The 21,431-nt window shown below is 69.0% G+C and carries 40 protein-coding genes; 36 read left to right on the top strand and 4 right to left on the bottom strand.

The genetic code is table 11. The features are described from left to right. Positions 1-57: 57 nt before the first annotated feature. The 3 genes from CLV72_RS31450 to CLV72_RS31440 all read right to left on the bottom strand — a co-directional run bounded on the left by CLV72_RS31450 (position 58) and on the right by CLV72_RS31440 (position 3,034). Positions 58-1,704, bottom strand: coding sequence for a LacI family DNA-binding transcriptional regulator (locus CLV72_RS31450; protein WP_106253857.1), 1,647 nt, complete (start codon positions 1,702-1,704; stop codon positions 58-60). Between the two features lie 78 nt (positions 1,705-1,782). Further along, the gene (locus CLV72_RS31445; protein WP_146159661.1) at positions 1,783-2,178 is read right to left on the bottom strand and encodes a hypothetical protein; all 396 of its coding nucleotides are present in this window, start codon (positions 2,176-2,178) and stop codon (positions 1,783-1,785) included. Positions 2,179-2,410: 232 nt separating this feature from the next. Continuing rightward, positions 2,411-3,034: a helix-turn-helix domain-containing protein gene (locus CLV72_RS31440; RefSeq protein WP_106253855.1), complete on the bottom strand. Its 624-nt coding sequence runs from the start codon at positions 3,032-3,034 to the stop codon at positions 2,411-2,413. Positions 3,035-3,202: 168 nt separating this feature from the next. Here CLV72_RS31440 and CLV72_RS31435 point away from each other — a divergent pair, with 168 nt between their 5' ends. The 23 genes from CLV72_RS31435 to CLV72_RS31335 all read left to right on the top strand — a co-directional run bounded on the left by CLV72_RS31435 (position 3,203) and on the right by CLV72_RS31335 (position 13,859). Beyond that, a complete protein-coding gene (locus CLV72_RS31435) occupies positions 3,203-3,439 on the top strand; it encodes a helix-turn-helix domain-containing protein (protein ID WP_106253854.1) in 237 nt (78 codons plus the stop codon). A gap of 401 nt (positions 3,440-3,840) precedes the next feature. Next, positions 3,841-4,113 carry a hypothetical protein gene (locus tag CLV72_RS31430; RefSeq protein WP_106253853.1) on the top strand — a complete coding sequence of 91 codons (273 nt, stop codon included), beginning with the start codon at positions 3,841-3,843 and terminating at the stop codon, positions 4,111-4,113. Further along, positions 4,113-4,877: a hypothetical protein gene (locus tag CLV72_RS31425; RefSeq protein ID WP_146159659.1), complete on the top strand. Its 765-nt coding sequence runs from the start codon at positions 4,113-4,115 to the stop codon at positions 4,875-4,877. Before CLV72_RS31430 ends, CLV72_RS31425 begins: the two co-directional genes overlap by 1 nt. Beyond that, the gene (locus tag CLV72_RS31420) at positions 4,874-5,674 is read left to right on the top strand and encodes a hypothetical protein (RefSeq protein ID WP_106253851.1); all 801 of its coding nucleotides are present in this window, start codon (positions 4,874-4,876) and stop codon (positions 5,672-5,674) included. Before CLV72_RS31425 ends, CLV72_RS31420 begins: the two co-directional genes overlap by 4 nt. A gap of 83 nt (positions 5,675-5,757) precedes the next feature. Further along, positions 5,758-6,075, top strand: coding sequence for a hypothetical protein (locus tag CLV72_RS31415; RefSeq protein ID WP_146159658.1), 318 nt, complete (start codon positions 5,758-5,760; stop codon positions 6,073-6,075). A gap of 83 nt (positions 6,076-6,158) precedes the next feature. Further along, positions 6,159-6,671 (top strand): hypothetical protein, encoded by a 513-nt coding sequence (locus CLV72_RS31410; protein ID WP_106253849.1) that lies wholly within the window; start codon positions 6,159-6,161, stop codon positions 6,669-6,671. Then, positions 6,668-6,886 (top strand): hypothetical protein, encoded by a 219-nt coding sequence (locus CLV72_RS31405; protein ID WP_106253848.1) that lies wholly within the window; start codon positions 6,668-6,670, stop codon positions 6,884-6,886. Before CLV72_RS31410 ends, CLV72_RS31405 begins: the two co-directional genes overlap by 4 nt. Further along, complete coding sequence (locus tag CLV72_RS31400) at positions 6,886-7,146, top strand: hypothetical protein (RefSeq protein WP_106253847.1); 261 nt, start codon at positions 6,886-6,888, stop codon at positions 7,144-7,146. The genes CLV72_RS31405 and CLV72_RS31400 overlap by 1 nt, the downstream gene beginning before the upstream one ends. Next, complete coding sequence (locus CLV72_RS31395; RefSeq protein ID WP_106253846.1) at positions 7,143-7,391, top strand: hypothetical protein; 249 nt, start codon at positions 7,143-7,145, stop codon at positions 7,389-7,391. The genes CLV72_RS31400 and CLV72_RS31395 overlap by 4 nt, the downstream gene beginning before the upstream one ends. Continuing rightward, complete coding sequence (locus CLV72_RS31390) at positions 7,388-7,705, top strand: hypothetical protein (RefSeq protein WP_106253845.1); 318 nt, start codon at positions 7,388-7,390, stop codon at positions 7,703-7,705. Before CLV72_RS31395 ends, CLV72_RS31390 begins: the two co-directional genes overlap by 4 nt. Continuing rightward, the gene (locus CLV72_RS32565; RefSeq protein WP_170141194.1) at positions 7,702-7,854 is read left to right on the top strand and encodes a hypothetical protein; all 153 of its coding nucleotides are present in this window, start codon (positions 7,702-7,704) and stop codon (positions 7,852-7,854) included. The genes CLV72_RS31390 and CLV72_RS32565 overlap by 4 nt, the downstream gene beginning before the upstream one ends. Further along, the gene (locus CLV72_RS31385; RefSeq protein WP_106253844.1) at positions 7,851-8,063 is read left to right on the top strand and encodes a hypothetical protein; all 213 of its coding nucleotides are present in this window, start codon (positions 7,851-7,853) and stop codon (positions 8,061-8,063) included. The genes CLV72_RS32565 and CLV72_RS31385 overlap by 4 nt, the downstream gene beginning before the upstream one ends. Next, a complete protein-coding gene (locus CLV72_RS31380; protein WP_106253843.1) occupies positions 8,056-8,256 on the top strand; it encodes a hypothetical protein in 201 nt (66 codons plus the stop codon). Before CLV72_RS31385 ends, CLV72_RS31380 begins: the two co-directional genes overlap by 8 nt. Then, positions 8,249-8,476 (top strand): hypothetical protein, encoded by a 228-nt coding sequence (locus CLV72_RS31375; RefSeq protein WP_106253842.1) that lies wholly within the window; start codon positions 8,249-8,251, stop codon positions 8,474-8,476. Before CLV72_RS31380 ends, CLV72_RS31375 begins: the two co-directional genes overlap by 8 nt. Next, positions 8,473-9,327, top strand: a complete 855-nt coding sequence (locus CLV72_RS31370; RefSeq protein WP_106253841.1) for a helix-turn-helix domain-containing protein — start codon at positions 8,473-8,475, stop codon at positions 9,325-9,327. Before CLV72_RS31375 ends, CLV72_RS31370 begins: the two co-directional genes overlap by 4 nt. Beyond that, complete coding sequence (locus CLV72_RS31365; protein WP_106253840.1) at positions 9,324-10,568, top strand: hypothetical protein; 1,245 nt, start codon at positions 9,324-9,326, stop codon at positions 10,566-10,568. The genes CLV72_RS31370 and CLV72_RS31365 overlap by 4 nt, the downstream gene beginning before the upstream one ends. Beyond that, a complete protein-coding gene (locus tag CLV72_RS32560; RefSeq protein ID WP_170141193.1) occupies positions 10,568-10,717 on the top strand; it encodes a hypothetical protein in 150 nt (49 codons plus the stop codon). Before CLV72_RS31365 ends, CLV72_RS32560 begins: the two co-directional genes overlap by 1 nt. Positions 10,718-10,933: 216 nt before the next feature. Further along, positions 10,934-11,239, top strand: a complete 306-nt coding sequence (locus CLV72_RS31360) for a hypothetical protein (RefSeq protein WP_106253839.1) — start codon at positions 10,934-10,936, stop codon at positions 11,237-11,239. After that, positions 11,236-12,060: a hypothetical protein gene (locus tag CLV72_RS31355; protein ID WP_146159657.1), complete on the top strand. Its 825-nt coding sequence runs from the start codon at positions 11,236-11,238 to the stop codon at positions 12,058-12,060. The genes CLV72_RS31360 and CLV72_RS31355 overlap by 4 nt, the downstream gene beginning before the upstream one ends. Further along, positions 12,057-12,440 carry a hypothetical protein gene (locus CLV72_RS31350; protein WP_106253837.1) on the top strand — a complete coding sequence of 128 codons (384 nt, stop codon included), beginning with the start codon at positions 12,057-12,059 and terminating at the stop codon, positions 12,438-12,440. The genes CLV72_RS31355 and CLV72_RS31350 overlap by 4 nt, the downstream gene beginning before the upstream one ends. Then, positions 12,430-12,705, top strand: coding sequence for a WhiB family transcriptional regulator (locus CLV72_RS31345; RefSeq protein WP_106253836.1), 276 nt, complete (start codon positions 12,430-12,432; stop codon positions 12,703-12,705). The genes CLV72_RS31350 and CLV72_RS31345 overlap by 11 nt, the downstream gene beginning before the upstream one ends. After that, entirely contained in the window at positions 12,702-12,962 is a 261-nt protein-coding gene (locus tag CLV72_RS31340) for a hypothetical protein (RefSeq protein ID WP_106253835.1), read from the top strand. Before CLV72_RS31345 ends, CLV72_RS31340 begins: the two co-directional genes overlap by 4 nt. 30 nt (positions 12,963-12,992) lie before the next feature. Further along, positions 12,993-13,859: a hypothetical protein gene (locus tag CLV72_RS31335; RefSeq protein WP_106253834.1), complete on the top strand. Its 867-nt coding sequence runs from the start codon at positions 12,993-12,995 to the stop codon at positions 13,857-13,859. Positions 13,860-13,864: 5 nt separating this feature from the next. On the opposite strand, the gene CLV72_RS31330 is transcribed toward CLV72_RS31335, so the two are convergent. Next, the gene (locus tag CLV72_RS31330; RefSeq protein WP_146159656.1) at positions 13,865-14,122 is read right to left on the bottom strand and encodes a hypothetical protein; all 258 of its coding nucleotides are present in this window, start codon (positions 14,120-14,122) and stop codon (positions 13,865-13,867) included. A 95-nt stretch (positions 14,123-14,217) separates the two neighbouring features. Here CLV72_RS31330 and CLV72_RS31325 point away from each other — a divergent pair, with 95 nt between their 5' ends. The 13 genes from CLV72_RS31325 to CLV72_RS31265 all read left to right on the top strand — a co-directional run. Next, a complete protein-coding gene (locus CLV72_RS31325) occupies positions 14,218-15,051 on the top strand; it encodes a GIY-YIG nuclease family protein (protein ID WP_106253832.1) in 834 nt (277 codons plus the stop codon). Continuing rightward, a complete protein-coding gene (locus CLV72_RS31320) occupies positions 15,041-16,132 on the top strand; it encodes a hypothetical protein (protein ID WP_106253831.1) in 1,092 nt (363 codons plus the stop codon). The genes CLV72_RS31325 and CLV72_RS31320 overlap by 11 nt, the downstream gene beginning before the upstream one ends. Beyond that, complete coding sequence (locus CLV72_RS31315; RefSeq protein ID WP_106253830.1) at positions 16,129-16,689, top strand: zinc finger domain-containing protein; 561 nt, start codon at positions 16,129-16,131, stop codon at positions 16,687-16,689. Before CLV72_RS31320 ends, CLV72_RS31315 begins: the two co-directional genes overlap by 4 nt. 31 nt (positions 16,690-16,720) lie before the next feature. After that, on the top strand, positions 16,721-17,251 hold the full coding sequence (locus CLV72_RS31310; protein ID WP_106253829.1) for a hypothetical protein: 531 nt from the start codon (positions 16,721-16,723) through the stop codon (positions 17,249-17,251). Positions 17,252-17,255: 4 nt separating this feature from the next. After that, a complete protein-coding gene (locus CLV72_RS31305; RefSeq protein WP_106253828.1) occupies positions 17,256-17,570 on the top strand; it encodes a WhiB family transcriptional regulator in 315 nt (104 codons plus the stop codon). Then, the gene (locus CLV72_RS31300; RefSeq protein WP_211303194.1) at positions 17,560-17,991 is read left to right on the top strand and encodes an HNH endonuclease; all 432 of its coding nucleotides are present in this window, start codon (positions 17,560-17,562) and stop codon (positions 17,989-17,991) included. Before CLV72_RS31305 ends, CLV72_RS31300 begins: the two co-directional genes overlap by 11 nt. After that, the gene (locus CLV72_RS31295; RefSeq protein ID WP_106253827.1) at positions 17,988-18,803 is read left to right on the top strand and encodes a DNA adenine methylase; all 816 of its coding nucleotides are present in this window, start codon (positions 17,988-17,990) and stop codon (positions 18,801-18,803) included. The genes CLV72_RS31300 and CLV72_RS31295 overlap by 4 nt, the downstream gene beginning before the upstream one ends. Positions 18,804-18,905: 102 nt before the next feature. Next, positions 18,906-19,139 carry a hypothetical protein gene (locus CLV72_RS31290; protein ID WP_146159655.1) on the top strand — a complete coding sequence of 78 codons (234 nt, stop codon included), beginning with the start codon at positions 18,906-18,908 and terminating at the stop codon, positions 19,137-19,139. Then, positions 19,136-19,657, top strand: coding sequence for a VUT family protein (locus CLV72_RS31285; protein ID WP_245930551.1), 522 nt, complete (start codon positions 19,136-19,138; stop codon positions 19,655-19,657). Before CLV72_RS31290 ends, CLV72_RS31285 begins: the two co-directional genes overlap by 4 nt. Continuing rightward, entirely contained in the window at positions 19,654-20,550 is an 897-nt protein-coding gene (locus tag CLV72_RS31280) for a deazapurine DNA modification protein DpdA family protein (protein ID WP_211303193.1), read from the top strand. Before CLV72_RS31285 ends, CLV72_RS31280 begins: the two co-directional genes overlap by 4 nt. 79 nt (positions 20,551-20,629) lie before the next feature. Continuing rightward, complete coding sequence (locus CLV72_RS31275) at positions 20,630-20,845, top strand: hypothetical protein (RefSeq protein ID WP_106253825.1); 216 nt, start codon at positions 20,630-20,632, stop codon at positions 20,843-20,845. Positions 20,846-20,963: 118 nt separating this feature from the next. Then, positions 20,964-21,248 carry a hypothetical protein gene (locus tag CLV72_RS31270; RefSeq protein WP_106253824.1) on the top strand — a complete coding sequence of 95 codons (285 nt, stop codon included), beginning with the start codon at positions 20,964-20,966 and terminating at the stop codon, positions 21,246-21,248. A gap of 1 nt (position 21,249) precedes the next feature. Further along, positions 21,250-21,431, top strand: a 182-nt coding sequence (locus CLV72_RS31265; protein WP_146159654.1) for a single-stranded DNA-binding protein, incomplete at its 3' end; no start/stop codon positions are given.

Genomic DNA, 21,431 nt, shown 5'->3' with positions numbered 1-21,431 from the left:
CTGGGGGTCAAGGGGTCGCAGGTTCAAATCCTGTCATCCCGACAGGAAAGCAGCAGGTCAAAAGCCCGCCACCTGGAAAGGGTGGTGGGCTTTTCCATGCCCACTGGGAACAGAATGGGAAATGATCTGCGCACCGCACAGGTCGACGACCGTCCGATACCGGCGATACGCCGACCGGTACGACTCCAGCAGACCGTCGAGCATCACCACCCGCGACCGCGGCCACAACTGCGCGCGCCGCCTCAACGCGTCCTCCCACCGCCGGGTCAGCGCATCCAGCAGCTTCCTGCGCATCGCCGGGGTCACGTGGGTGTAGGTGGCGCCGATGCCGTCCATCTCGTGGCCGAGCCGGTCGTGCTGGAGGATCTGGTGGATCTCATCCTCCTGCATCCAGGTCTTGTGGGAGTGGCGCAGGCCGTGCACGGTGAGGCCGGGCGTGATGGGCAGCCAGGACTCGGTGGCGCGCTTGGACGCCCCTCGGCCGCGCACCGGCACCCCGTCCATGACCGGTACGGGATGGGCCGGGTGCTTCCCCTTGGCGGGATACCGGCCCTCGGTGGCCGGCGTCATGACCCAGGTGCGGAACCCGTCGCGCCGCCAGTGCGGACTGTGGGTCTGCTGCGTCTGTTGGCCGGTGAACCCGACCTCTTTCATGATCTGCCGGATGCGGGCGACCGTCTCGGGTTTGACGATGTCGGGGCGGTTGAAGACGTTGGAGACGGTCGTGGCTGACACACCAGCGATCCGGGCGACCTCCGACATCGGCACCGCTCCGAGGCGGGGGCGCGACACCGCGGGCCCGCGGAACAGGTGGACGTCCACGGGGTGGCCGAACTCGCCGGGTTCCATGTCCTTGACGCACGCACAGATCTCGCGGCTCTGCGTTGCTGGTCCCGGGTTGGCCTGGCGCTGGCGGGAGAGCAGGTCGGACAGGAACGGCGGGATGTCGAGGCTGCGGCGCGACCCGTCCTTGGGGGGCGTGCGGATGATCGCCCCTGAGTTGAGCTGGTAGAGCTGCCACTCCACGCGAATCTGCGACAGCCGCACGTATTGGCGTTCCAGGCCGATCAGCTCACCGAACCGCATCCCCGTGTAGGCGTCGGTGATGAGCATGACGAACTCATCGTCGCGGCCCGTCAGGAGCGCGGCGCGTTCGGCGATCAGGAGGGCGCCCAGCGGGTCGGTCCACGCCTCCTCCTTCGCGTCCTCCAGCCGGTTGTCGCCCTTGCGTCCGCGTCCACGCTGCCGCTCGGCGGGGTTGCGGGCGATGAGGCGGCGTTTGGCTGCGTCGCCGAGCATGGTGGCTAGGCGGGCGCGTGCGGCTGCGGCGGTGGACGCTGCGTACTTGGTGGCGACCTGCTTCTCCCAGGCGTTGATCTCGTTGTCGGCCTCCGCGAGGGAGGTGAGGGACCGGCTGCCGAAGAAGGGGAGGATGAAGGTGCGGATCAGGTACCCGTACTGGTCGAGGGTGGAGCGGCGCACGTCTTGCGCGGGGAGCCACGCCTCGGCCCACTCGTGCAGCGTGGTGTCGCCCTTGCGGGGGTCGACCCACTCCTTGCGACCCATGGCGATGATCGCTTCCCAGCCGGCCTGCTCAGCGTCTTCGGCGGTGTCGTAGCCGGATCCGAGCGGGATGAGTTTTCCGTCGTCGCCTCGGGCTCGGACACGGTACTTGGCGCCGCGCTTCTCGACGTAGGGCCTCATGATGGTCCTGTCTGCCGGGGGATGCGTGCAGGGGGCGCGGCGAGGTCGCGCCCCCTTGGGGGATGGTAGGGGAGTGGGCTAGTTCAGGCGGGCGCGTGTGAGTTTCCGCAGGTCGATGCAGCCACTCCACTGCTGGATCCAGGGTGGCGCGGCGTCGGGTTCGGCCCGGTAGTCGCGGCCGAACATGTCCAGCGCGAACTCGACCGTGGCGCCCGCGGGGCAGCCCCATTCCATGGTGTAGAGGGCCTGTTTCCACTCAGCGAGGAGGTCGAAGTGCCTGAGGATGGGCCCTAGGCGCTCGCCGCGGCGGAGCTGGGCGACGCACAGGCCGGGGATCGGGTCGACGATCATGATGGGTTCTTCTAGGTGGGGGACGAAGTCGAACACGAGGGCGGCTTCAGTCGCCAACTCCTGCCAGTCCGCCGGATACGCCCGGATGTCCGGCCGGATCTTCCTGACCGGAAGTCGTGACACAACGTGCTTTCCCCTGGGTGCCACTAGCGCCACTGGGCCCCTCCTCCGATTGCGATCTCCCCCTCGAATGCTTCACATTAAGGGGCAAAACGGCAGGTGGGAAGTGGATCACAGGCAAAGATCGAACTGGTTGCCGATTGGCGTCTCCAAAGTAACTGAACGTAGCTGATCTTTGGGTTTCCTAACCTAAATTCGGACGGCGGGGTACTAGACGTCCGAAACCGGCGCGGGTTTACACACCCGCATCGAAACCCGCCACCTTACGCTCGTACTCATCCAGACCGTCCTGGATCGCACGCTCCACGTCGCGCGGGGTGCGCCCGTCGAGCACGGGATGCTTGCTGACCGCCACCTGCCGGTCGCCGTCCCACCGCGCGACGTACACCCAGTGCAGGCCGGCGTCGTCTTTCTCCCAGATCTGGTCGACGCGCTCGACGAGCTTCCCGTGGAGGTCTACCCGGCGGATGGCCATGCGGGGCGCCGACGGGGCGGTGTCGAGGGGCGCGAATGCGTCCGCCAGCAGGCGATTGCCGTCTGCCGGCGTGGGCGCCTGACCGTCCTGGGACGCGATGGCGGGTTCGCCTCCGGCGAGGGTGGCGTCGATGCTGCCGCGTTCCCAGCCCAGTTCGTCCTCTAGGGCGCGCATGGTGGGGATGCGGGGCTGGGTCTTGCCTTTGCGGAGTTCGCGGATGCCCTGGTCGCTGAGGGCGGCCTTCTTGGCGAGGTCCTTCCACTGCAGGTGGAGTTGTCGGCGTCGCTGGTCGAGGTATCCGTCGAGTCGGGCGTGCTGAGGGTCCGTGTACCACGACGTGGCGTTCGGCGGTACCGGCGGGGAGCCGTGCGGGTTCGCGCTCACGTCGGGCAGCCTACCGTCTTTGGCCCAAATTTAGGCCAAGTAAGGGGGTCGCAGCTCTAGGTAACTTGACCGTCACGCGTCTCAGACCTGCGGTTGTGACCGAATTTGGACCAAGAAAATTTGGTTGAAACGCTAGAACTTGGGCCAAACCTGTGCCACGGTTGATCCATGCGGAACTACACCGTCGACAAGGACGCACTACGCGCCCGGGTCAAGGCGCGGGGCTACAGATCCGTCGAACGGCTCGCCTCTGACGTCGGCTGGTCCCACGGCCACCTCCAGCGCATCATGCGCGGCGTCCGCCAGCCGTCCAGAAAGCTCTACCTGCGGCTCATCGACGTAGACGTGCTCGACTGCCGCGACGGCGACTTCCTCATCCCGAACCGCGACGAGGACGCCCGATGACCCCGCCGCGCGTGTGGACCCCAGAGCAGGTCTGCGACGAGTTCCTACCCGGTACCACTCCAGGCGCCCTCCGCAAGCGCGCGCAACGCCGCACAGTAGCGCACCACCGAGACGGCCGACGGATCGTCTTCACCGCCGAGGACATCGCGGACCTGGTGGAGCAGACGGCTGTCCCGCGCGCTGCCGATCCGACGCCGGCTGCGGAGAAGCGGGAGAGGACGTCGAGGCGTCGGCGGCGGTCTGGCGCTGCAGCTGCGGAGTCGACGGGCGGCCAGCGGATCCGGTTGGTGCCGAGTCCGCCGCGGCGTATGAGCGCCTGAGATGCGTCCGCCCCACCAGGTTGCGACTGGCGGGGCGGCTGATCCCGAACCACTCAACCCAAGAAGGAAGGCATCGGGACCGTGAACAACGGTAACACCAAGTACACCCAACTCTCCGCCCGTGAGATCGGCGAAGCCCTCGAAGAGGCCATCGCGGTGCGCGACGATTACCACGAGGACGCTGACCCGGATGTGCCCGTGCGGCTGGGGCTGCTGCGGGATCTGATCGACGCTCTGGAGCAGGAGGCGCGCCGCGCGGACGGCGCTGAGGCTGCGTTGGCGGAGAGCCGCTGGAAGGTCGCGGACGCCGAGCGTCGGGCGGCGGCGGACTTCAACCTCGGCGCGGTGGCGTGATGGGAGCGCCGCAGACCCGCCGCCAGAACGCTGGCCGTGGCCACTACTACATGCTGGACGGCCACAAGTCCCGAGGAGTGACGACCCTCATCGGACAGGGCCTCCCCAAACCCGGATTGATCGACTGGGCGGCGCGCACCGCCGCCAACTACGCCGTCGACCGCTGGGACGAACTCGCCACCCTGCCACCCAGCAAGCGCATCGCCGCCATCCAGGGCGCCCACCGAGCCGACCGGGACCAGGCCGCGAACCGGGGCACCGAGGTCCACAAACTCGCCGAACGCCTCACCGCAGGGGAAGAGATCGAAGTCCCCGAGTCGCTGGCTGGCCACGTCGATTCCTACGTGCGATTCCTGGACGAGTGGGAACCCGCCCCGGTGCTGGTCGAGCGACCAGTGTTCAATCGCCGCCACAACTACGCAGGCACCCCTGACCTCGTCGCGGACATGGACGGCCGCCGCTGGCTGCTGGACATCAAGACCAACAGGTCAGGCCCCTTCGGTGAGGTCGCCCTCCAGCTGGCCGCCTACCGGTACGCCGAGTTCTATCTCGATGCGGACGGCGCCGAGCAGCCCATGCCCGTGGTGGACGAGACCGCCGTGGTGTGGGTGCGCTCCGACGGCTACGACCTCTACCGATTCACCGCCGGGCCCGACCAGTTCCGGGCGTTCCTCTACGTCGCCCAGGTCGCCGAGTTCCGCGCTTCTGCCACTGACTTGAAGGGCGACTCGCTGCGCCCGACTCCCCGAAGGGTTGCCGCATGAACGAGATCGCTACCCGTGAGTCCCGCGACATCGTCGACGGCTGGGTGCATGTCGCCACAGACATCCTCAAGTTGGCCAAGACCATCGCCGACACCCAGTTCGTCCCCAAGCAACTCCGGGGCAACGCCCCGGCGGTGGCAGCGGCGATCTTCGCCGGTCGCGAGGTGGGTGTGGGGCCGATGACGAGCCTGCAGCACATCCACGTGATCGACGGACGGCCCTCGATGTCGTCGGAGCTGATGCGGTCGCGGCTGCTGGCCGCCGGCCACGAGATCGTCTATGAGGAACTGACGTCGACCCGGTGCCGAGTGAAGGGGCGCCGCAAGGGCGCGCAGTCGTGGACGACGGTGGAGTGGTCGGCCGACGACGCCCGCAAGGCGAACCTCCTCGGTAAGGACAACTGGCGCAAGTACCCGGGTGACATGCTCGTCGCCCGCGCCACCGGCAAGTTGGCGAGGCTCATCGCCCCTGACGCCCTGGGTGGCATCTCCTACACCAGTGAAGAGCTGAGTGACGAGGGCGGCGAGGGCACGGTCGTTGAGGCGCAGCCGAAGCGCACGGCCCGCCGCAAGTCGGCTGCTCCGAAGGAAACCGAAGGCGCCCCAGTCGAGGCGCCTGTGGTCGAGGTGGCCGCTGTGGAAGCGCCTCCGCTGCCAGGTGAGGACGGCTACAGCGATGTGGTGGCCGAGGGCCATCACGAGCATGTGGAGCGGCCGCTGCAGCTGACCCCGGAGCAGGACGCGGCGTGGCTGGCGGGTCAGCCGGTCGACTCGGTTGCCCCTGGCGGTGCGTCATGACGCCGGGGTGGCCGCCGCAGCCGGGCGACACCTGGACCGCTGGCCCCGACGGGTGGTTCGCGCGGGCTGGTGACGGTGTGCGGATGCTGCCGGTGGTCGGCGGCACACCGTCGCTGTCGGTGGAGGAGTGGCAGGCGGAGGCTCCGGCGCCGTTGCTGCTCGCCCACCGCCTCTACTGGGGCGACGGCAGCCTGACGGCGGGTTCGGTTCGTGATGCTGAGCGGGCCCGGATGCATCTCGCCCTGCTCATCCAGCTGCTCACCGCGAACCCTTCGCCTGGTCGGGGTGTGGTGGAGACGGCGACGCTGCTGATCGACTGCACGGTCTCCCATATCCGCGACGCCCTGAACGGGCTCCCTGCGCCTGCCCGTGTGGCTGTGGGCGCTGACCCATCCCCGTGACATTGCGGGACCCCCGCCGGTAGCCGCCGGCGGGGGTCCCTGGACCCCGACACACAACCCTGCAAGAGAAGGAGATCGGGATCGTGAACAACATCATCCCAGAGCTGTCTACCGACCGAACGCGGTGCGGAGTCCCGTGTCCCAACCAGGAGCACACCCACGACTGCGACCGCTCCCCGCTACACCTGGGCTATCACCGCGATGCCCGCCAAAAGGAAAGCGAGACTTGCGACTGGCCTGACCGCAGCGACCTGCGTGACAGCCTGCTCGGATTCCTGTCCGTAGAACTGCTGGATCATGACAGCGCGGTGGAATTCTTCCAGGCACTCGATCAGTACGTGGCAGCCGAGTTGGCACCACTCCGGGTGGAGATCCGGCGCTTGCAAGCTATCGAATCCGACTCGATGGCCAAAGTCCGGGACTTCGTGCGGACCATGCGTCTTGTGCATCGCACAGACCAGGTGTGCATGTACTGCGCCACTGATGACGAATGGCGTGACGCCATTTCCGGGGACGCACCGCACCCGACACTCACCGTGCAGGTGACACAGGAGATGTGCCCCCGCCACATGCACGAAGGCGGTGAGTCCCGGTGAGCGCGACCACCGAGCCCTCGGGTGTGCAGGTCATGCGCGCCGCCGTGGAGGGGCTGACGATCGCCGCGGTGGAAGCCGACATCGCCGACCGGCCCGAGAAGGCGACCGTGCTGGACCTTGCGGCTCGCCGCGCTGCGCGGCGTCTCCGCCGCCTGACCGAGCGTCCGGATGGGCCGGATGACACCGAGCCCAACACCGCCGGGAGGGCCGCCTGATGGCCGCTACCCAACGAGACATCCGCGCCCTAGCCAAAGCCATCATCGACATCGTCGACGTCCCCCGAGCCCCCTACGGCGACCCTGACGCCCGCGAGGCGGAACTGGACCTGCGGCGGACCCGGACCAGCGTCATCCTCGGCGCGCTGGGAGTACTAGCCGAAGACCCGACCCGCATCAAGACCGTCCCGGAGACGCTGCGCGAGATGCGCACCCGCTACCCGGTCGCCTACCGGACCGCAGGCGGTGAGTCGCGATGACCCGCATCGATTTCCCGGTCGGCCCTCTCGCCGACGCCCCCGTCCCCTGGCTGTGCATTCCGGCGGGCACGGACTTCTGGACGATCACCCGATCGGAGCGGCTGGCTGCGCTCACTGAGCTGCTGGACGGCGTCGAGCTGGGTGCTGGTGACCGGACCGCTCTGGCCGAGGTCGCCGCCATGGAGGACCGCCTCTACTTGGCGCTGGGCAGCCTGCTGGCCCGCGCCCGAGGAGGTGCGTCATGAGCACGTCTCTAATCATCTGTCGGCCGTCGGAGTTCCTACGGCGCACCGTCCAGTACTGCCCGACCTGCAAGCGGCGTCGCCGCTTCTCCATCCGCACCGCCGCTTGGTACGGCGCGCGGGTGACGTGCTGCGGCTGTGGCGACTCCTGGGCTGATGGGGAGCGCATGGAGCGCCCCTTCCGCCGGGGTTGGCGTGCTGAGGCCATCGAAAAGGCCAAGGCGGACTGGGTGGCGGCTGGCCCCTTCAACCGTCAGGCGTGGGACCGGTGGTTCGCCGAGCAGATGGGCGCGGCCGAGGACGGAGGGGCGTCATGAGCCGTCTCCGCTTCTTCGCCGACCTTCTGTTCGGCCGCTACGGGGTCTTGGACGACGCCCTCACCCGGCTCCGGGAATGGCTCCGCGACTCCGACCACCACTGGGCCGACAGCCCCGACGACGACACCCAGGGGAGGGCCGGACGGTGACCGATCTCCGCCCTCTGGTGGGCCACCACGTGCTTGTCACCGGTGAGTCCGGCGGTGTGCCGTTCTCCGTCCCCGCGACCGTCGTCCAGGCATCGCCGACCATCTACCGCCTCGTTCCTGACGCCGGTGTGCCGTGCGGCCATCTGATCTGCGGCCCTGACACCTGCTGGCGTGTCACTGACCTCCCCGAGGAGACCCCCAATGTCTGACCAGATCACCATCCGGTGGCGCCGCTACGGCAAAGGCCGCCGATACCGCGCCGACCTTCCCGATGGCTACCTGGAAACCAACCGCCTCAGCGTCATGGAACTGGCGATCCGCTCCGCCCTTGCCGGCGGCCACCACATCACCGACCAGACCGGCCACTTCACGCACCTACTCGGCGGTGAGTCCGATGGGTGACCTCCGCCGCCTGATCCCCGCCGCTGTCGTGGTGGCCGCCGCAGTTTCGGCTGCGGTGGCCGCCCGGCCCCTCACCCGCCACACCAAGCGCGTCTACAGGGACCGCCAGTGGCGCCGCTTCTTCACCGGCCACGAGGTCGACATGGTCGAGATCGACCTCCGAGGCGGACGGATCATCCGTGAGCACGAACGCCTCCACGACGGGGGTGACCTGCTGTGACCCAGCTGTCCTACTACGAGCCCGACGACGAGGCGTGGTCCTGGTGGGGGCGGCCCCCGGCCGCCGAAGAGGAGGAGCCGCCAGCCGACGACGTGCACTCGGTGCGGTGGGGCTACAACATCCTCGACATCGACCGGCTGGCGCGGCTGGCTGTGCGACGAAGCCTGTTCGCGCACGTCGGATCGTTCATCGACCGATACACGGCCGCCCGCGACGGAGTCATCGACGCCCTCTACGCCGCGCAGGAGCGGCCGACTCCCCGAGACCTGGTCACGGGCGGCTGGCGTGCGATGGCGGTGGCAGAACAGGCCGCCACGCGCCTGTACGGCCGCACGAGCAAAGGTGAGACACGGCCCTCCTACGTGGCCTACTGGGACGCGTCGTCGACCGTGACCGGGTCGCACGAGAGCGGCGTGGTGGACCGCATGGCGCTGTGGCAGATCTGGCCCACGCTGACGGACGGCGACCGGGACGTCCTGCTGGGACTCGCAATGCTGCAGGACCGCGAGGACATGGACCTGGCGGCGGCGCTCGGGGTCACCCCCGCAGGGCTGAAGGACAAGCTCGTTCGGGCGCGGAGCCGGTTCGCCGCCCTGTGGTACGAGGGGGAGACGCCGCGCAGGCACAAGCGCGGACGCAACCGCGTGCGCATCCCCCTGGACAACCGCGGCCGGCCCCGGATCACCGAATCCCAACTGGAGGAGATGCGCGCCCGCAGGGCGGAGGGCGCCCTGCTGAAAGAGATCGCCGCCGAATACGGCATCTCCACCCACACGGCCAGCGCCCTGCTGCGTGGCAAGTCACGCCCCGCTCCCGATCCACGCCCTGGAGCGGACGGTGAGGCGGCATGACCCCCGACGAGAAGCAGCTGGTGAAGGGGCTGCGCCGGTTCGTGGACGTCTTCGCCGACGACATCGCCGGCGGGCCCAGCGCCACCACTTACCGGGTGTTGGAGGTGCGGCCCAGCGCGGTGGCGTGGGTGTACTACACCGCGCTGCTGGCCTGGGCGCAGGACCACGCCCTGATCGACCCGGTGCTGCGCGCCGAGGGCGAGGCGGTGCGACGCACGGTGCCGGTCACCGCGGGCGGCTGGCTGGCGATGTCCATCGCCTCGCTGTGCGTGCATCCGGCCACCGAGTGCCTGCTCGACCCCCGCTACAGCACCGCGCTGCGCGCCCACCAGCCCTCCGACGCCGCGCTGGAGCGGCTGCTGGAGTGGTGGACCACCGCCCCCAGCCTCGCCTACCCCGACCCCGATGGCGACGCTCCCCGCTCGATCACCGGGTGGATGGTCGGTGACCTGCTGCAGTTGGTGTCCGTTGAGCGCCGCAAGGGCTTCGCGCTCGCCCAGTCGCCGTGTTTCATCGCCGACTTCCTGCTCTACCGCACCCTGTACCCGGCCGCGGCCGAGTTCCGCGACGAGACCCTGCTCACGACGGACCCCTGCTGCGGCACCGGGCATCTTCTGATCCGCACCGTGGAGACCCTGTGGGAGCTCTACACCACCGGCCGTCTCCCGAGCCCCAGCCGCGGCGGCGCCCCGCACGCCGTCACCGGCTGGCGGCCCGTGCAGCCCCTGGAGGCGGCGCGCCGAATCATCGCCGGAGTCGACGGCTGCGAACTCGACCCGCTCACCGCCGCCGTCGCACGGCTCCGTGTGGTCGTGCGCATCGGCGACCTCCTCCACCAGGCCGGCGCGATCCGCTCCCGCCGCCTGGACGCCATCCCGGCCTTCGTGCCGCGCATCGCCGTCGGCGACTCGTTGCTGCTCGGCAAGGTCAGCAAGGAGGAGTACGCCCGACTCCACCCCCGCCTCGCCGAGATCTACAACCCCGGCCCGATCTACGTCGACGCCGAGGCCGCGGCCGAGCAGCCGAAGAAGACGACGCGCAGGGCCAAGAAGAAAGAGAAGAAGGCGGCCGCGAAGACCACGAAGCGGGTGCTCCTCCAGGACAGCCTCCTGCACGAGGAGATCATCGCCAGGATCCAAACCAAAGCCGCTAGGCGCCGCAAGAAGGCTGCGCCGCTACCGCCGCGCCCCGCGACCGCGCCGACCGAGCAGCCCGGTCTGTTCGGCGAGGAGGTGGCCTGATGGACGCCTCCCTGCTGTGGCTAATCGGCCCCGAACTCGCCGCCCTCACCATCGCGGGCGCGGTCATCGCCGCCGTCACCATCCGCCGCCTCATCCACGGGCCACGCCCCACCACCTGCAACTGCGAACGCCACCGGAGGCAGCCATGACCCGCCGCACCCTCCCGAGCTGGGAGTTGACCGCCAACCGTGTCGCCGCGCTCATCTTCGTGCTGATCGGCATCGCGTTGGCGAACGTCCTCGGGATCACCCCATGACCACGCGCCGGGCGGACCCGCCTACCGCCCAGCGCGGCCCCCAAAGGTGGTGCGGGCCGTCTCGGGGGTCGGCCCGCACCACCCACCCCGAACAGAACGGAGGAACCCGATGACCACCGACCTCGCCGCCGCCAGAGCAGCCCGCGACGCCGGGATCGCCCTCGCCGAGGACGCCGACACCGACGGTTGGGACTCCGCCGTCATCGACCAAGCGATCAGGGAGCGCGTTGAACGAGGTGAGCCGTTCAGCGCGAACGACATCCGGGACCGTCTCCCCGACGTCCGCTCGGCCCTGATGGGTGCCCGGTTCATGGCTGCCCGCAAGCGGGGGCTGATCGTCCGCATCGGCTACGTGCCGTCCACGGACCGCCGCACCCACGCCCACCCCATCACCCTCTGGCAGGGGGCGACATGATGCACTTCCGCTTCGACCCCCACCGCTGGACCCCCGCAGGCGCCACCCCACACTGCAACATCACTCCACCCGTCGGCTCCATCATCGGGCTCAAGCGCCGAGCATGGCGCGTCATTGAGGTGCGTGCACTCGCCGACCACGAATGGAATGACGCGGAACGCGAGCACGTCGCCCGCAAGACCGCTCAATGGGCAACGTGGAAGATCCCGTCAAGCTCGGAGATCCGCGAGATCCGCCGCCAGTCCACGCCGCACCAAATCGTGCTCCAGCCTCTCCCCGAGGGGCCGCTGCACCAGGTTCGGACCCGCGACGTGGAGCGCTGGTATGTGCTGCCCGAGCACTACCCCGTGTGCTCGGTCTGCGGGGAGTTGTACCCGTGCAGGGAGATTGAGTTCGACGCCCGTGCCGCCGAGGCGAAGAAAGAGCTGGAGCGGGCTGAGTCGATCCTGCCGGGCTGCTGCTGGGAGTGCGGAGAGCCCGTCACCAGCAGGCAGAAGTCGATCCGTTTCGACGGCGACAACCTCGACCTGCCCGGCGGCCCTGAGGTGGTCTTCCACACTCGGCAGAGGTGCGCCGGGTCCGCCGACGCCTACGAGAAGCGGTGGGTCGCCGTGGACCCCGACCGGCGGCGCTGGCGGCTGCGCTGCCCCGGGAAAATCGTGCTGCACGTCGACGGGCCCGACTGCACTGAGGGCCCGCACTGCCCGGGCTCGGACGTGCCCCACCGGTTGTGGATGGACCACTGCCAAGGCCACTACAGCGGGGTCCCGTGCCTGCGCTGCGAGGACGAGTCGGCTCGCCGCCTCGGAGGTGCGGCGTGACCACCTACACCGTCACCATCCCCACCGATGTGAAGCTGCTGAACTCCAACAGCCGCCTCCACCGGCGGAAGCAAGCCCAGCTCACCAAGGGCATCCGTGAAGCCGCCGGATGGGTCGCGAAGGCCGCGAAGATCCCCACCCTCGACCGAGTCGAGATCACCGCCGAGATCCAGCCCGGCAGCAAACAACGCCGCGACCCCCACAACTGGCAGCCATCGGTGAAAGCCGCGATCGACGGGATCGTCGACGCAGGCGTGCTGATAGACGACGACGCCAACCACCTGCTCAAGGTGTCGTTCGTCCTCGGCGAGCCCCACAAGCCCACCCGGCTCGTGCTCCGCATCCATGACCTGAGCGGCGCGGTGGTCCATGGCCACTGACCGGGAGCCCGACGACTGGTGGGACCGCGCAGCCTGCGCCGGTCTGCCCACCAGCCGGTTCTACCCGGACCCCGAAGACAAGCGCCGCATCCGAGCAGCCAAACGGATCTGCGCCCAGTGCCCCGTCCGCGCCGAATGCCTGAACGAGGCTCTGGCCCTTGGCGACATCGAGTTCGGCATCCGCGCCGGCCTCCCACCCCGAGAACGCCGCAAACTCCACCGCCAAACCAACCCCCAGCACGAAGCCGAGGAGACCGCAGCATGACCACCACCACCGCCGCCCTCCCCGCGGCGCCCACCTACACCCACCACCACGGCGCCCCCGTCGCCTGGCGCCCCTGGACTCGCGCCGACCCCGTCGCGGCCGTGGTGTTCGCCTGCGACTGCGGGTCCACCGATTTGCTCCACACCATCGCCGCCAGCGACGGCGACGAACTCGCGGTGTTCCGGTGCCTCGACTGCGGAACTGAGAGCCACCCCTACACCACCGCCACCCACTGGGCCGAACAGGCCGCCGCCTAACACCGCCACAACGACCAGAAGGGAGGACCCGTGAACGTCAAGCACGGCACCCGCTGGGCCTACGGCCAAGGCTGCCCCTGCGGCCCGTGCCACCAGGCCCAGACCGCCTACGACACCACCCGCTACCACGCCATCAAAGCCGGCACTTGGCAGGGCCTCACCGACGCCACCGCAACCCGCAACCACGTCCTCAAACTGCTCACCCTGGGCCACTCCAAGAAGGGCATCGCGCGGGCCGCGGGACTCACCCACGTCGCGATCATCCACCTGGCCAGCAACAACCCACCCAAGAACGTCCTCCCTCGGACCGCCGCAGGCATCCTCACGATCCCCCTCACGGTCGCCCCACCACGTCCCACGCCCGCACGCACGGCACCGTCCCAACCCAAGCGCACACGGTTCGGGGGCCCCTCCATTCCCGTGGACGGGACCCGGCGCCGCATCCGCTCTCTAGCCGCCGCCGGCTGGTCCATCCGACACCAGGCCGAACGGATGAACGCCTCACCATCCACGCTCGTGGACATCGCCCGCGGCCGCACCACACAGGTCCGAGCCGACATCGCCGACGCCGTGGCCAGCCTCTTCCGCGAACTGCACATGGTGCCGCTACCGACGAGCAGCGAAGCCATACGGGTGCGCACCAACGCGCTGGCTCAGGGGTGGCTACCGCCGTTCGCATTCGAAGAAGACTGCCTCGACCTGACCGACGCCGAGATGGACGCCGAGATGCGGCGCCGCGCCCAGCAGATGACGGTGGACGAACTCCGCCTGTGCCAGTTGGGCTACCAGAAGGGCGAGAGGTCCCCGCTGATCGTGGCGGGCTACCTGGAACGCCGACGGCAGCTCACCCGGCGCGCAGCGGAGCGGTCGGCCGGACGTCTGCAGGTGGCGGCGTGAACACGTCAAGCGTCGGGGGAGGCGTCGCGCAGACGCGTCACTTCCTCGCGGAGCGCTCGTACTTCTTCCCGGTCACGCCGGGCCTGTTCCACACACTCGGGCGTGACGAGGTAGATGCGGCGGCGCCCACGAACGGTCAAGGCGCTCATCAGCCCGTTCTCCCGAGCCTGCTCGATCATCCGGGTCAGCAGGGGGCGCGCGATCGTCAGCGGCACTTCCTGCACGCCGTCGTCTGCGATCTGCGGTTCCGGGTCCGTGGCCATGGCGAGATTGTAAAGCATGTTCAATCTTACCACTCTTGCCAAAGTTTAAAGATTGGTGAGATGATGAGGTCGAACGAGAACGGCAAGGGGGAGAAGTGACCAGGCAGCAAGCGCTGTACCGCTTCTACGACGACGGAGGGCAACTCCTCTACGTCGGCGTCACCAACGATCCGCCCCGGCGGATCGGAGAGCACGCCAAGGACAAGACCTGGTGGACCGCAGTCCGCGGCATGACCGTCGACTGGTACAGCGACCGCCCCACGGTCCTGGCAGCCGAACGACGCGCCATCACCGTGGAGAACCCCCTCCACAACATCCACCACAGGGGCGCCGTCGAACAGTTGGACGAGGAGATCTCCCGCGAGGACAACCTCCACATCGCGGCAGCCGTGCGCTACTGCCAAGGCTGGAGCCCCGAGGAGGACTGGAAGCCCTTCATCGGCAGTGTCCAGCGTGCGATCGACAGCGGCTTCAGCTCCTGGGAGATCCTCGAAGCGGCCACCCATGCCGGCCGACTCAAGGATCCACAGATCGACGGGTACCTACCGGCCTACCCGGGACACCCCAGCGAGGAGACGATCAACGCCACCGCTGCGGCCATGCGCTACCTCTCCCAGTTCGTCCAAGACGAGGTAGAGCACTTCCGCGCTATGGCCGAGGCCGACTCGGACATGTGGCACGCCCACTGGCATGAGGTCATGATCCTCGCCGCGCACCTGGCTCGCACCGAGATCCGAGAGGGCGAGGGGCGGGACGTGGAAACCCTGAAGCGGTTCCTCTCCCGCTTCCCTTACGGCCAGGAGGCCATGAACCGCGCCTACCGCGAGTGGGAGTTGAACGACCCTCGCCCGCCGGGTCCCGACTCTCCCGAAGTGGTTGAGCTGGCCGTCAGCAGCGTCCTGGGAACCGAGGTGCCCGATGGCGCGTAACCACGGTCGCATCCTCACGACCATCTGGACGGACACACAGTTCCTGGCGGTGTCCCCGGCCGCCCAGCGGATGTACCTGTTCCTCCTCTCCCAGCCCCGGCTCACCCACGCTGGCCTGCTCGACATCACCCTGTCTCGGTGGGCCAGCAAAGCTCCCGGGCTCACGGAGGTGAGCGTGGCTGCGGCTTTGGACGAGCTCGCGGAGGCGCGGTTCGTCGTTCTGGACGCCGACAGCGAGGAGTTGCTGATCCGCACCCTCGTCAAGAACGACGGCGTGTGGAAGCAGCCCAAGGTGATGATCCGAATGGGGGAGGACGCGGCTGAGATCAACTCTCCGGCGTTGCGGTGGGCTCTCCTGAAGGAACTGGAGCGGCTCCCGCTGGATGAGTTGAAGGGGGAGACCCGCGCGGTGGTTGCGGGAGTCATCGACCGAATTCGGGCTGCGTTTGGGCCGCTGCCCAACCCCGACCCGGAAAGGGTATCGGGAAGGGTATCGCCAAGGGTTCCCGGTACCCCTGCCGGAGGGTATTCGGAAGTGGCTCACGCCAGCGAATCGCGCACCTTGGCCGTCCGAAGTGCCTCCGCCCCCGAGAATCTGGCAAACGTGCAGGTAGATACCCCTAGCGAAGGGTATCGCCAAGGGTTCCAGGAAGGGTTGCCGATACCTTCCGCGGGCGTGCGCGCGGCCCCCGCCCCCACCCCCACCCCTTCCGTTCCTTCGGAACGGGCGGCTGAACCGCCGCAGCCAGCGACCGCTCAGACGCTCGTCGCCGAGTGGATCGACCGCTGCGTCAAGCGACCCCCGAGCAACGTCATCGGCCAGACCTCGAAGCAGATCAAACAACTGCTCGATGAAGGCATCGACCCCGACGACATCCGGCGTGGCCTCGCCGAGTGGATGACCAAGGGGCTCCACCCCTCCACGCTGCCCAGCGTCGTCAACCAAACCATGAACCATCGCCCCGTTCTGCGTGCGGTGGGCGCCTCCGGCGACACCCGCGACTTCCGGCAGCGCGCCACCGACGACCAGTTCGCACGCGCCATGGAGCGTGCCCGAGCACGAGAGGCCGGTGCCTCATGACCCCCTCCGAGACCGTGGTCCTCACCCGCTACGTCAAGGCCCTGTTCCCCCACCAGCAGATCGACGAGTACACGCCCGACGCCTGGCATGACGCCCTCGCCGACATCGACGCGTTCGACGCCCGAACCGCGGTCGCCGACCTCGCGAAGTCGTGCCGGTTCATCGGCCCCGCAGACATCGTGTCGCGGGTCCGAGCGATCCGGAACGAGCGGCTGTCCCGGACGCCGTTGCCGCCGCCGCCTCCGGATGCCCGGGACTACCAGCGGCAGTTGCAGGAGTCGATCCGGCGGATCGCGGATGGCAAGCAGGTGTCAGCGATCGGCGGTGGTCGTCGGGGGTCGCAGCCGTCGGCGGAGTATCGGGCGGCGCGGACTCAGGGGTCTCGGGATGCGGCGGACGCGTTGGCTGCGGCGCTGACGGTCCCGTGCCCGGCCCTTGGCTGTGGGGCGCAGGCGGGCGCGCGGTGTGTGTCTTCGACGTCCGGTCGGCCTCTGGGTCGCGGCTTCCACCCCACCCGTTTGGACCGTGCGGTTCAGCAGTCCGGCGGCGTGGCTTAACCCCCTTTGAACTGATTCGGAGGAACCTCTGATGAACCCCGAGATCGCCGCGCTGGTGCGGCGGCTGGAAGCGGAGCGGCTGCGCCCGACTCCACCGCCCCCGACCCCTGAAGCCGGTACCGATCCACTCCCCGCCGATGCCGTCGCCAAGCTGCTGGAGGGCATCCGTCGCAAGCCCACCGGAGCGCCGGTCAACCACGGCGGTATCCCGAACCGTGCCGTAGAGGAACTGGTGTGGGACCGCGACGGTGGGACCTGCGGGTGGTGCGGCAAGCCCGTGAAGGGGCCCCGCCGTCTGCACCGACGCAAGGCCCGCCACGCGGACGGCAGCTTCGACCTCGCGCTGGTCTCGCCCGCGAACCTCGTCCTCGTCCACGCCGGAACCGAGTGCGTCACCGAGATCGACACGCACCCGATCTGGGGCGCTGAGACCGGGTTCCGGATCAACCCCTGGGACGACCCCGCTGCGCGGCTGATCCAGTACGCGCACCTCGGATGGGTCGAACTCACCGATGACGGTGGCCTGAACGTGGTCCTGCGGGAGGTGCGCGATGTCGCGTAACCCGATGCCCGTGGTGCTGGCGCCCCTCAGTCGCTGGGACGGCCGGGGCGCCGCCTGCGCCGGCGAGGACACCGAGTTGTTCTTCGCACCCGACGGTGAACGCCAGCCGGTGCGGGCGATTCGCGAGAAGAAGGCCAAGGAGGTCTGTGGCCGGTGCCCGGTGCGGGCGGAGTGCCTGGCGTCGGAACTGTGGCGCCGCCCTGGTCTGCAGCACGGGATTTTCGGTGGGTTGACCGCGGAGGAGCGTGTGGCGCTGCGTAAGCAGCTGATGCGCCGCGACGGTCAGGGTGTGTTCGTGGCGGTGCGCGATGCGGCGTAGGAAGCCGCTGGAACGGCGCAGCGAACTCAAAGCCAAGAAGCCCTGGACCCGCAAGGTCCCGCTCGCCGACCCGGAGCGGCCCACGGCGGAGCTGGTCGAGTTGGAGAACGGGATGACGCTGCGGCGGATGCCGCTCGCCCCCCGTTCCGCCAAGCAGACCGCCCTCTACGTCGCGCGTCGGCTCCTCGTGCGCCGGCTGCTGGAGGAGCGGCCCTGGTGTGAGATCCAGTGGGACGACCGCTGCCAGGGCCGGTCGGTGGACGCGGACGAGATCGTTCTGCGCTCCCAGGGCGGCTCGATCCTCGACGAGGCGAACCTCCAGACGGCCTGCCGGGCCTGCCACGACGCCAAGCACGCCCACCCGAACGCCGCTGAGGCGCGCGGGGTGTATCGGCGCGGCACCCATGGGGAGGCGGCGTGAAACCCCCGATCGCCTACTACGGCTCCAAGATCAGCGTCGCGTCGGACATCGTGCCGCTGCTCCCGCCGCACGAGCACTACGTGGAGCCCTACGCCGGGTCGCTTGCGGTGTTGCTGGCCAAGCCCAGGTCGAAGATGGAGACCGTCAACGACCTCGACGGGCGGCTCATGCGGTTCTGGCGGGTACTGCGGGACCGCGGCGAGGAACTGGCGCGCGCTTGCGCCCTCACCCCGCATTCGCGCGCCGAATATGCGGCCGCACGCGAACCCGCCGACGACGAACTGGAGGACGCACGCAGGCTGTGGGTGCTACTCACCCAGTCCCGCACCGGCACCACCCGGCCCGTCGGCTGGCGCACCTACGTCAACCCCGCCGGGTCCGGTATCGGGATGCCCCGCTACCTGGAGACCTACGTGGACCGCATCGCCCCTGCGGTTGAACGGCTGCACGGGGTGTCGTTGGAGGCCCGCCCCGCCCTGGAGGTGATCGCCTCCTACGGGGCTCACCCCGGTGTGCTCCTGTACGTCGATCCGCCCTACCTCGGCTCCACCCGCACCCGCAACTACGCCTGCGAAATGGGTGGGGAGACCGCCCACCGCGAACTCGCCGACGCCCTGAACGCCTGCCGGGCCGCGGTGGTCCTGTCGGGGTACCCGTCACCGCTGTACGCGGACCTGTACGCGGGCTGGCGCCGCTACGAGATCCAGTCGGTGAGCACTCAGGGCGAGCGGTGGGCTGGCCGCACCGAGGTGTTGTGGTCCAACCGGGTGCTCGGCGCCCAGCACGGCCTGTTCGACAGCGAGGTGGCGTGATGTGCCCCTTCCCTGACAAGCCCCGCCACCGGACTCGCGGCCTTGCGATGGCGGCGACCACTACCACGTCATGCGCGGCGGACGCCGCCGATGGAGGACCCCGTGAACACACGCGCACACACCCGCTGGCTGGCCGACGGCTCGATACAGGTCCGCGGCGAGTCGTTCGTCGGCGCCCGGGTGATGATCCCCTACCCGACTCCGGCCGGCTGGGAGTCGGTCAACGGCGAGGTCGTGGACGTGGTGGACACGGTTGGTGGCCAGTACGCGCTGGTGGACCGGCGGGACGGCAGCCAGGTGGTCGTCTTCTACCGCTCAGATTTGGAGGAGTCGTGACCACCCGAACGGTGCTCCTGGCCGCCGGCTACATGGCCACCATTCCGGCCGCGAACCTGCTCATCACCCACATCGGCCCGCTCCCGGTGGGTTTCGGCCTGATGGCTCCGGCCGGTGTGTACATGGCGGCTCTGGCGCTGGTGCTGCGGGACCTGCTGCAGGAGGCGGCGGGGTGGCGGTGGAGCCTGGTGGCCGTCCTGGCCGGCACGGCGCTGTCAGTGTTCGTGAGCCCGGCGCTGGCGTTGGCCTCGGGCGCGGCGTTCCTGTTGTCGGAGCTGGCGGACCTTGCGGTGTACACCCCGCTGCGTCAGCGCGGCATGGTGGTCGCGGTGTTCGCCTCCGGCGTGGTGGGGCTGGTCGTGGACTCGCTGGTCTTCCTGTGGCTGGCGTTCGGGTCGCTGGACTTCCTCGCCGGCCAGGTCCTCGGCAAGACCTGGATGACGCTGGCGGCGATCGTCCTCCTCCTGCTCATCCGTCTTGTGCGACTTGTGCGTACCCGTCCGGCGGTGGCGTCGTGACCTTCACCTTCTACCTCGGCGCCCACCACCCCAACTGGCTGGGCGACGACCGGTTCGCCGATGTGCCGCTGTGTGTGAGCCGGGCCCGGCTCGTGGGTCGCAAGACGTTCCCCCGCGCCAAAGGCCGCTGGCTGTTCGACTCCGGCGGGTTCAGCGAGATCAAGCAGCACGGTAGGTGGAGAGTCACCGCCACCCATTACGTGGCCGAGATCCGCCGCATCATCGACGGCGTCGGCATGCCGGACTTCGTGGCGCCGATGGACTGGATGTGTGAAGAGGAAGTCATCCAGGGGCGCCGGGATGTCGAGCCGGGTCCGAAGTGGTATCACGGCACCCGCGAAGCCCGGGGCATCCCCGAGGGTGAACCGGACGAGTCCCTGGACGCGGCGACCTTCAAGCATCAGACGTGGACGGTGGAGAACTTCGTCCTGGTGCGTGCCCTGGCACCTGAACTTCCGGTGTTCCCGGTGCTCCAGGGCAGCGATGTGCCCACCTATAGGCGGTGCGCCGACATGTACGCCGCCGCCGGTGTGGACTTGGGGGCTGAGCCGCTGGTCGGTTTGGGGTCGGTTTGCCGTTTGCAGTCCACCACCAAGATCGTCGCGATCGTCACCGAGTTCGCCAGTCGGGGCTGGAACCTGCATGGCTTCGGGGTGAAGACGAAGGGGCTAGCCCAGATCGGGGGGCTTCTTCGGTCTGCTGACTCGATGGCGTGGTCGCGTGCCGCGATGAAGCTGCCGCCGCTGCCTGGCCATGAGGTCCGCCACAAGAACTGCGCGAACTGCCCGGAATTCGCGCTGATGTGGCGCGATCGGCTGCTGGGGGAGCTGGCGAAGCTTCGGCCGACGACGGAGTCGCCTTGGTATCAGCCGTCGCTGGACGAGGCGGCGTGACCACGGTGAGGGGTGTCCCGCCTGCCTCAATCAGGCGGGACACCCGTCCTTACCCAACCACAACCACCTGGAGGAATCGATGAGTGCGGAGTACGTGCGCAGCTACTACAAGGTCCCGGCGGCGCGTGGCATGCGTGTCTGTGTGGACGGCAGGCCGGGTGTGATCGCCGGTTTCTCTGGAGCGCATCTGAAGGTGCGTTTTGACGGTGACCGGGTCTCGAAGTGCTGCCATCCGACGTGGCGGGTCGAGTACCTGACCGGAGATGCCCTTACGCGGCCCCGGTTCGCCTCCTGATCCTCGAACACCCGTTCGCCTATAGCCGGGACATCCCCGAACCGGCACAGGCCATCTCAGAGCCGCACACCACCACAGGAGGAGCACGTGACCGACCCCATCAGCGAGCAGACCGACCATGCCTGATCGCCGCTTCTTCATCCTCCACCTGCCCGACGGCCGCGCCCTCGACGGCGCACAGTTCCCCTCCGGCCGCGTCGTCACCGACGACCCGGCCGCGGGCCTGGCCCACGCCGCCGTCTCTGTGGACGCCCTGCTCGACGCCTACCCGGGCGCCCGCCTGGAGTACTACGTCGGCGGAGCCTCCGATTCCGCCGCGTCCGAGCCGTGCGATTGCCCGGGATGCCGAAGCCCGACCGCGGCTCCCACAACCGCTGACCCCCCGAACACCAAGGAGTCCTGACATGGCAGGCGACACGACCATCACCATCTGCGGCAACCTCGTCGACGACCCTGAACTGCGTTTCACGCCCAGCGGCCAGGCGGTCGCGAAGTTCCGCGTGGCCTCGACCCCGCGGTTCCTGGACCGGCAGAGCGGTGAGTGGAAGGACGGCGAAGCCCTCTTCCTCACCTGCAACGTCTGGCG

Origin of the sequence: Allonocardiopsis opalescens, assembly GCF_003002095.1 — a bacterium.
In the GTDB taxonomy this organism is placed as follows: domain Bacteria; phylum Actinomycetota; class Actinomycetes; order Streptosporangiales; family Streptosporangiaceae; genus Allonocardiopsis; species Allonocardiopsis opalescens.
This window is presented reverse-complemented; position numbering and strand designations above follow the sequence as displayed.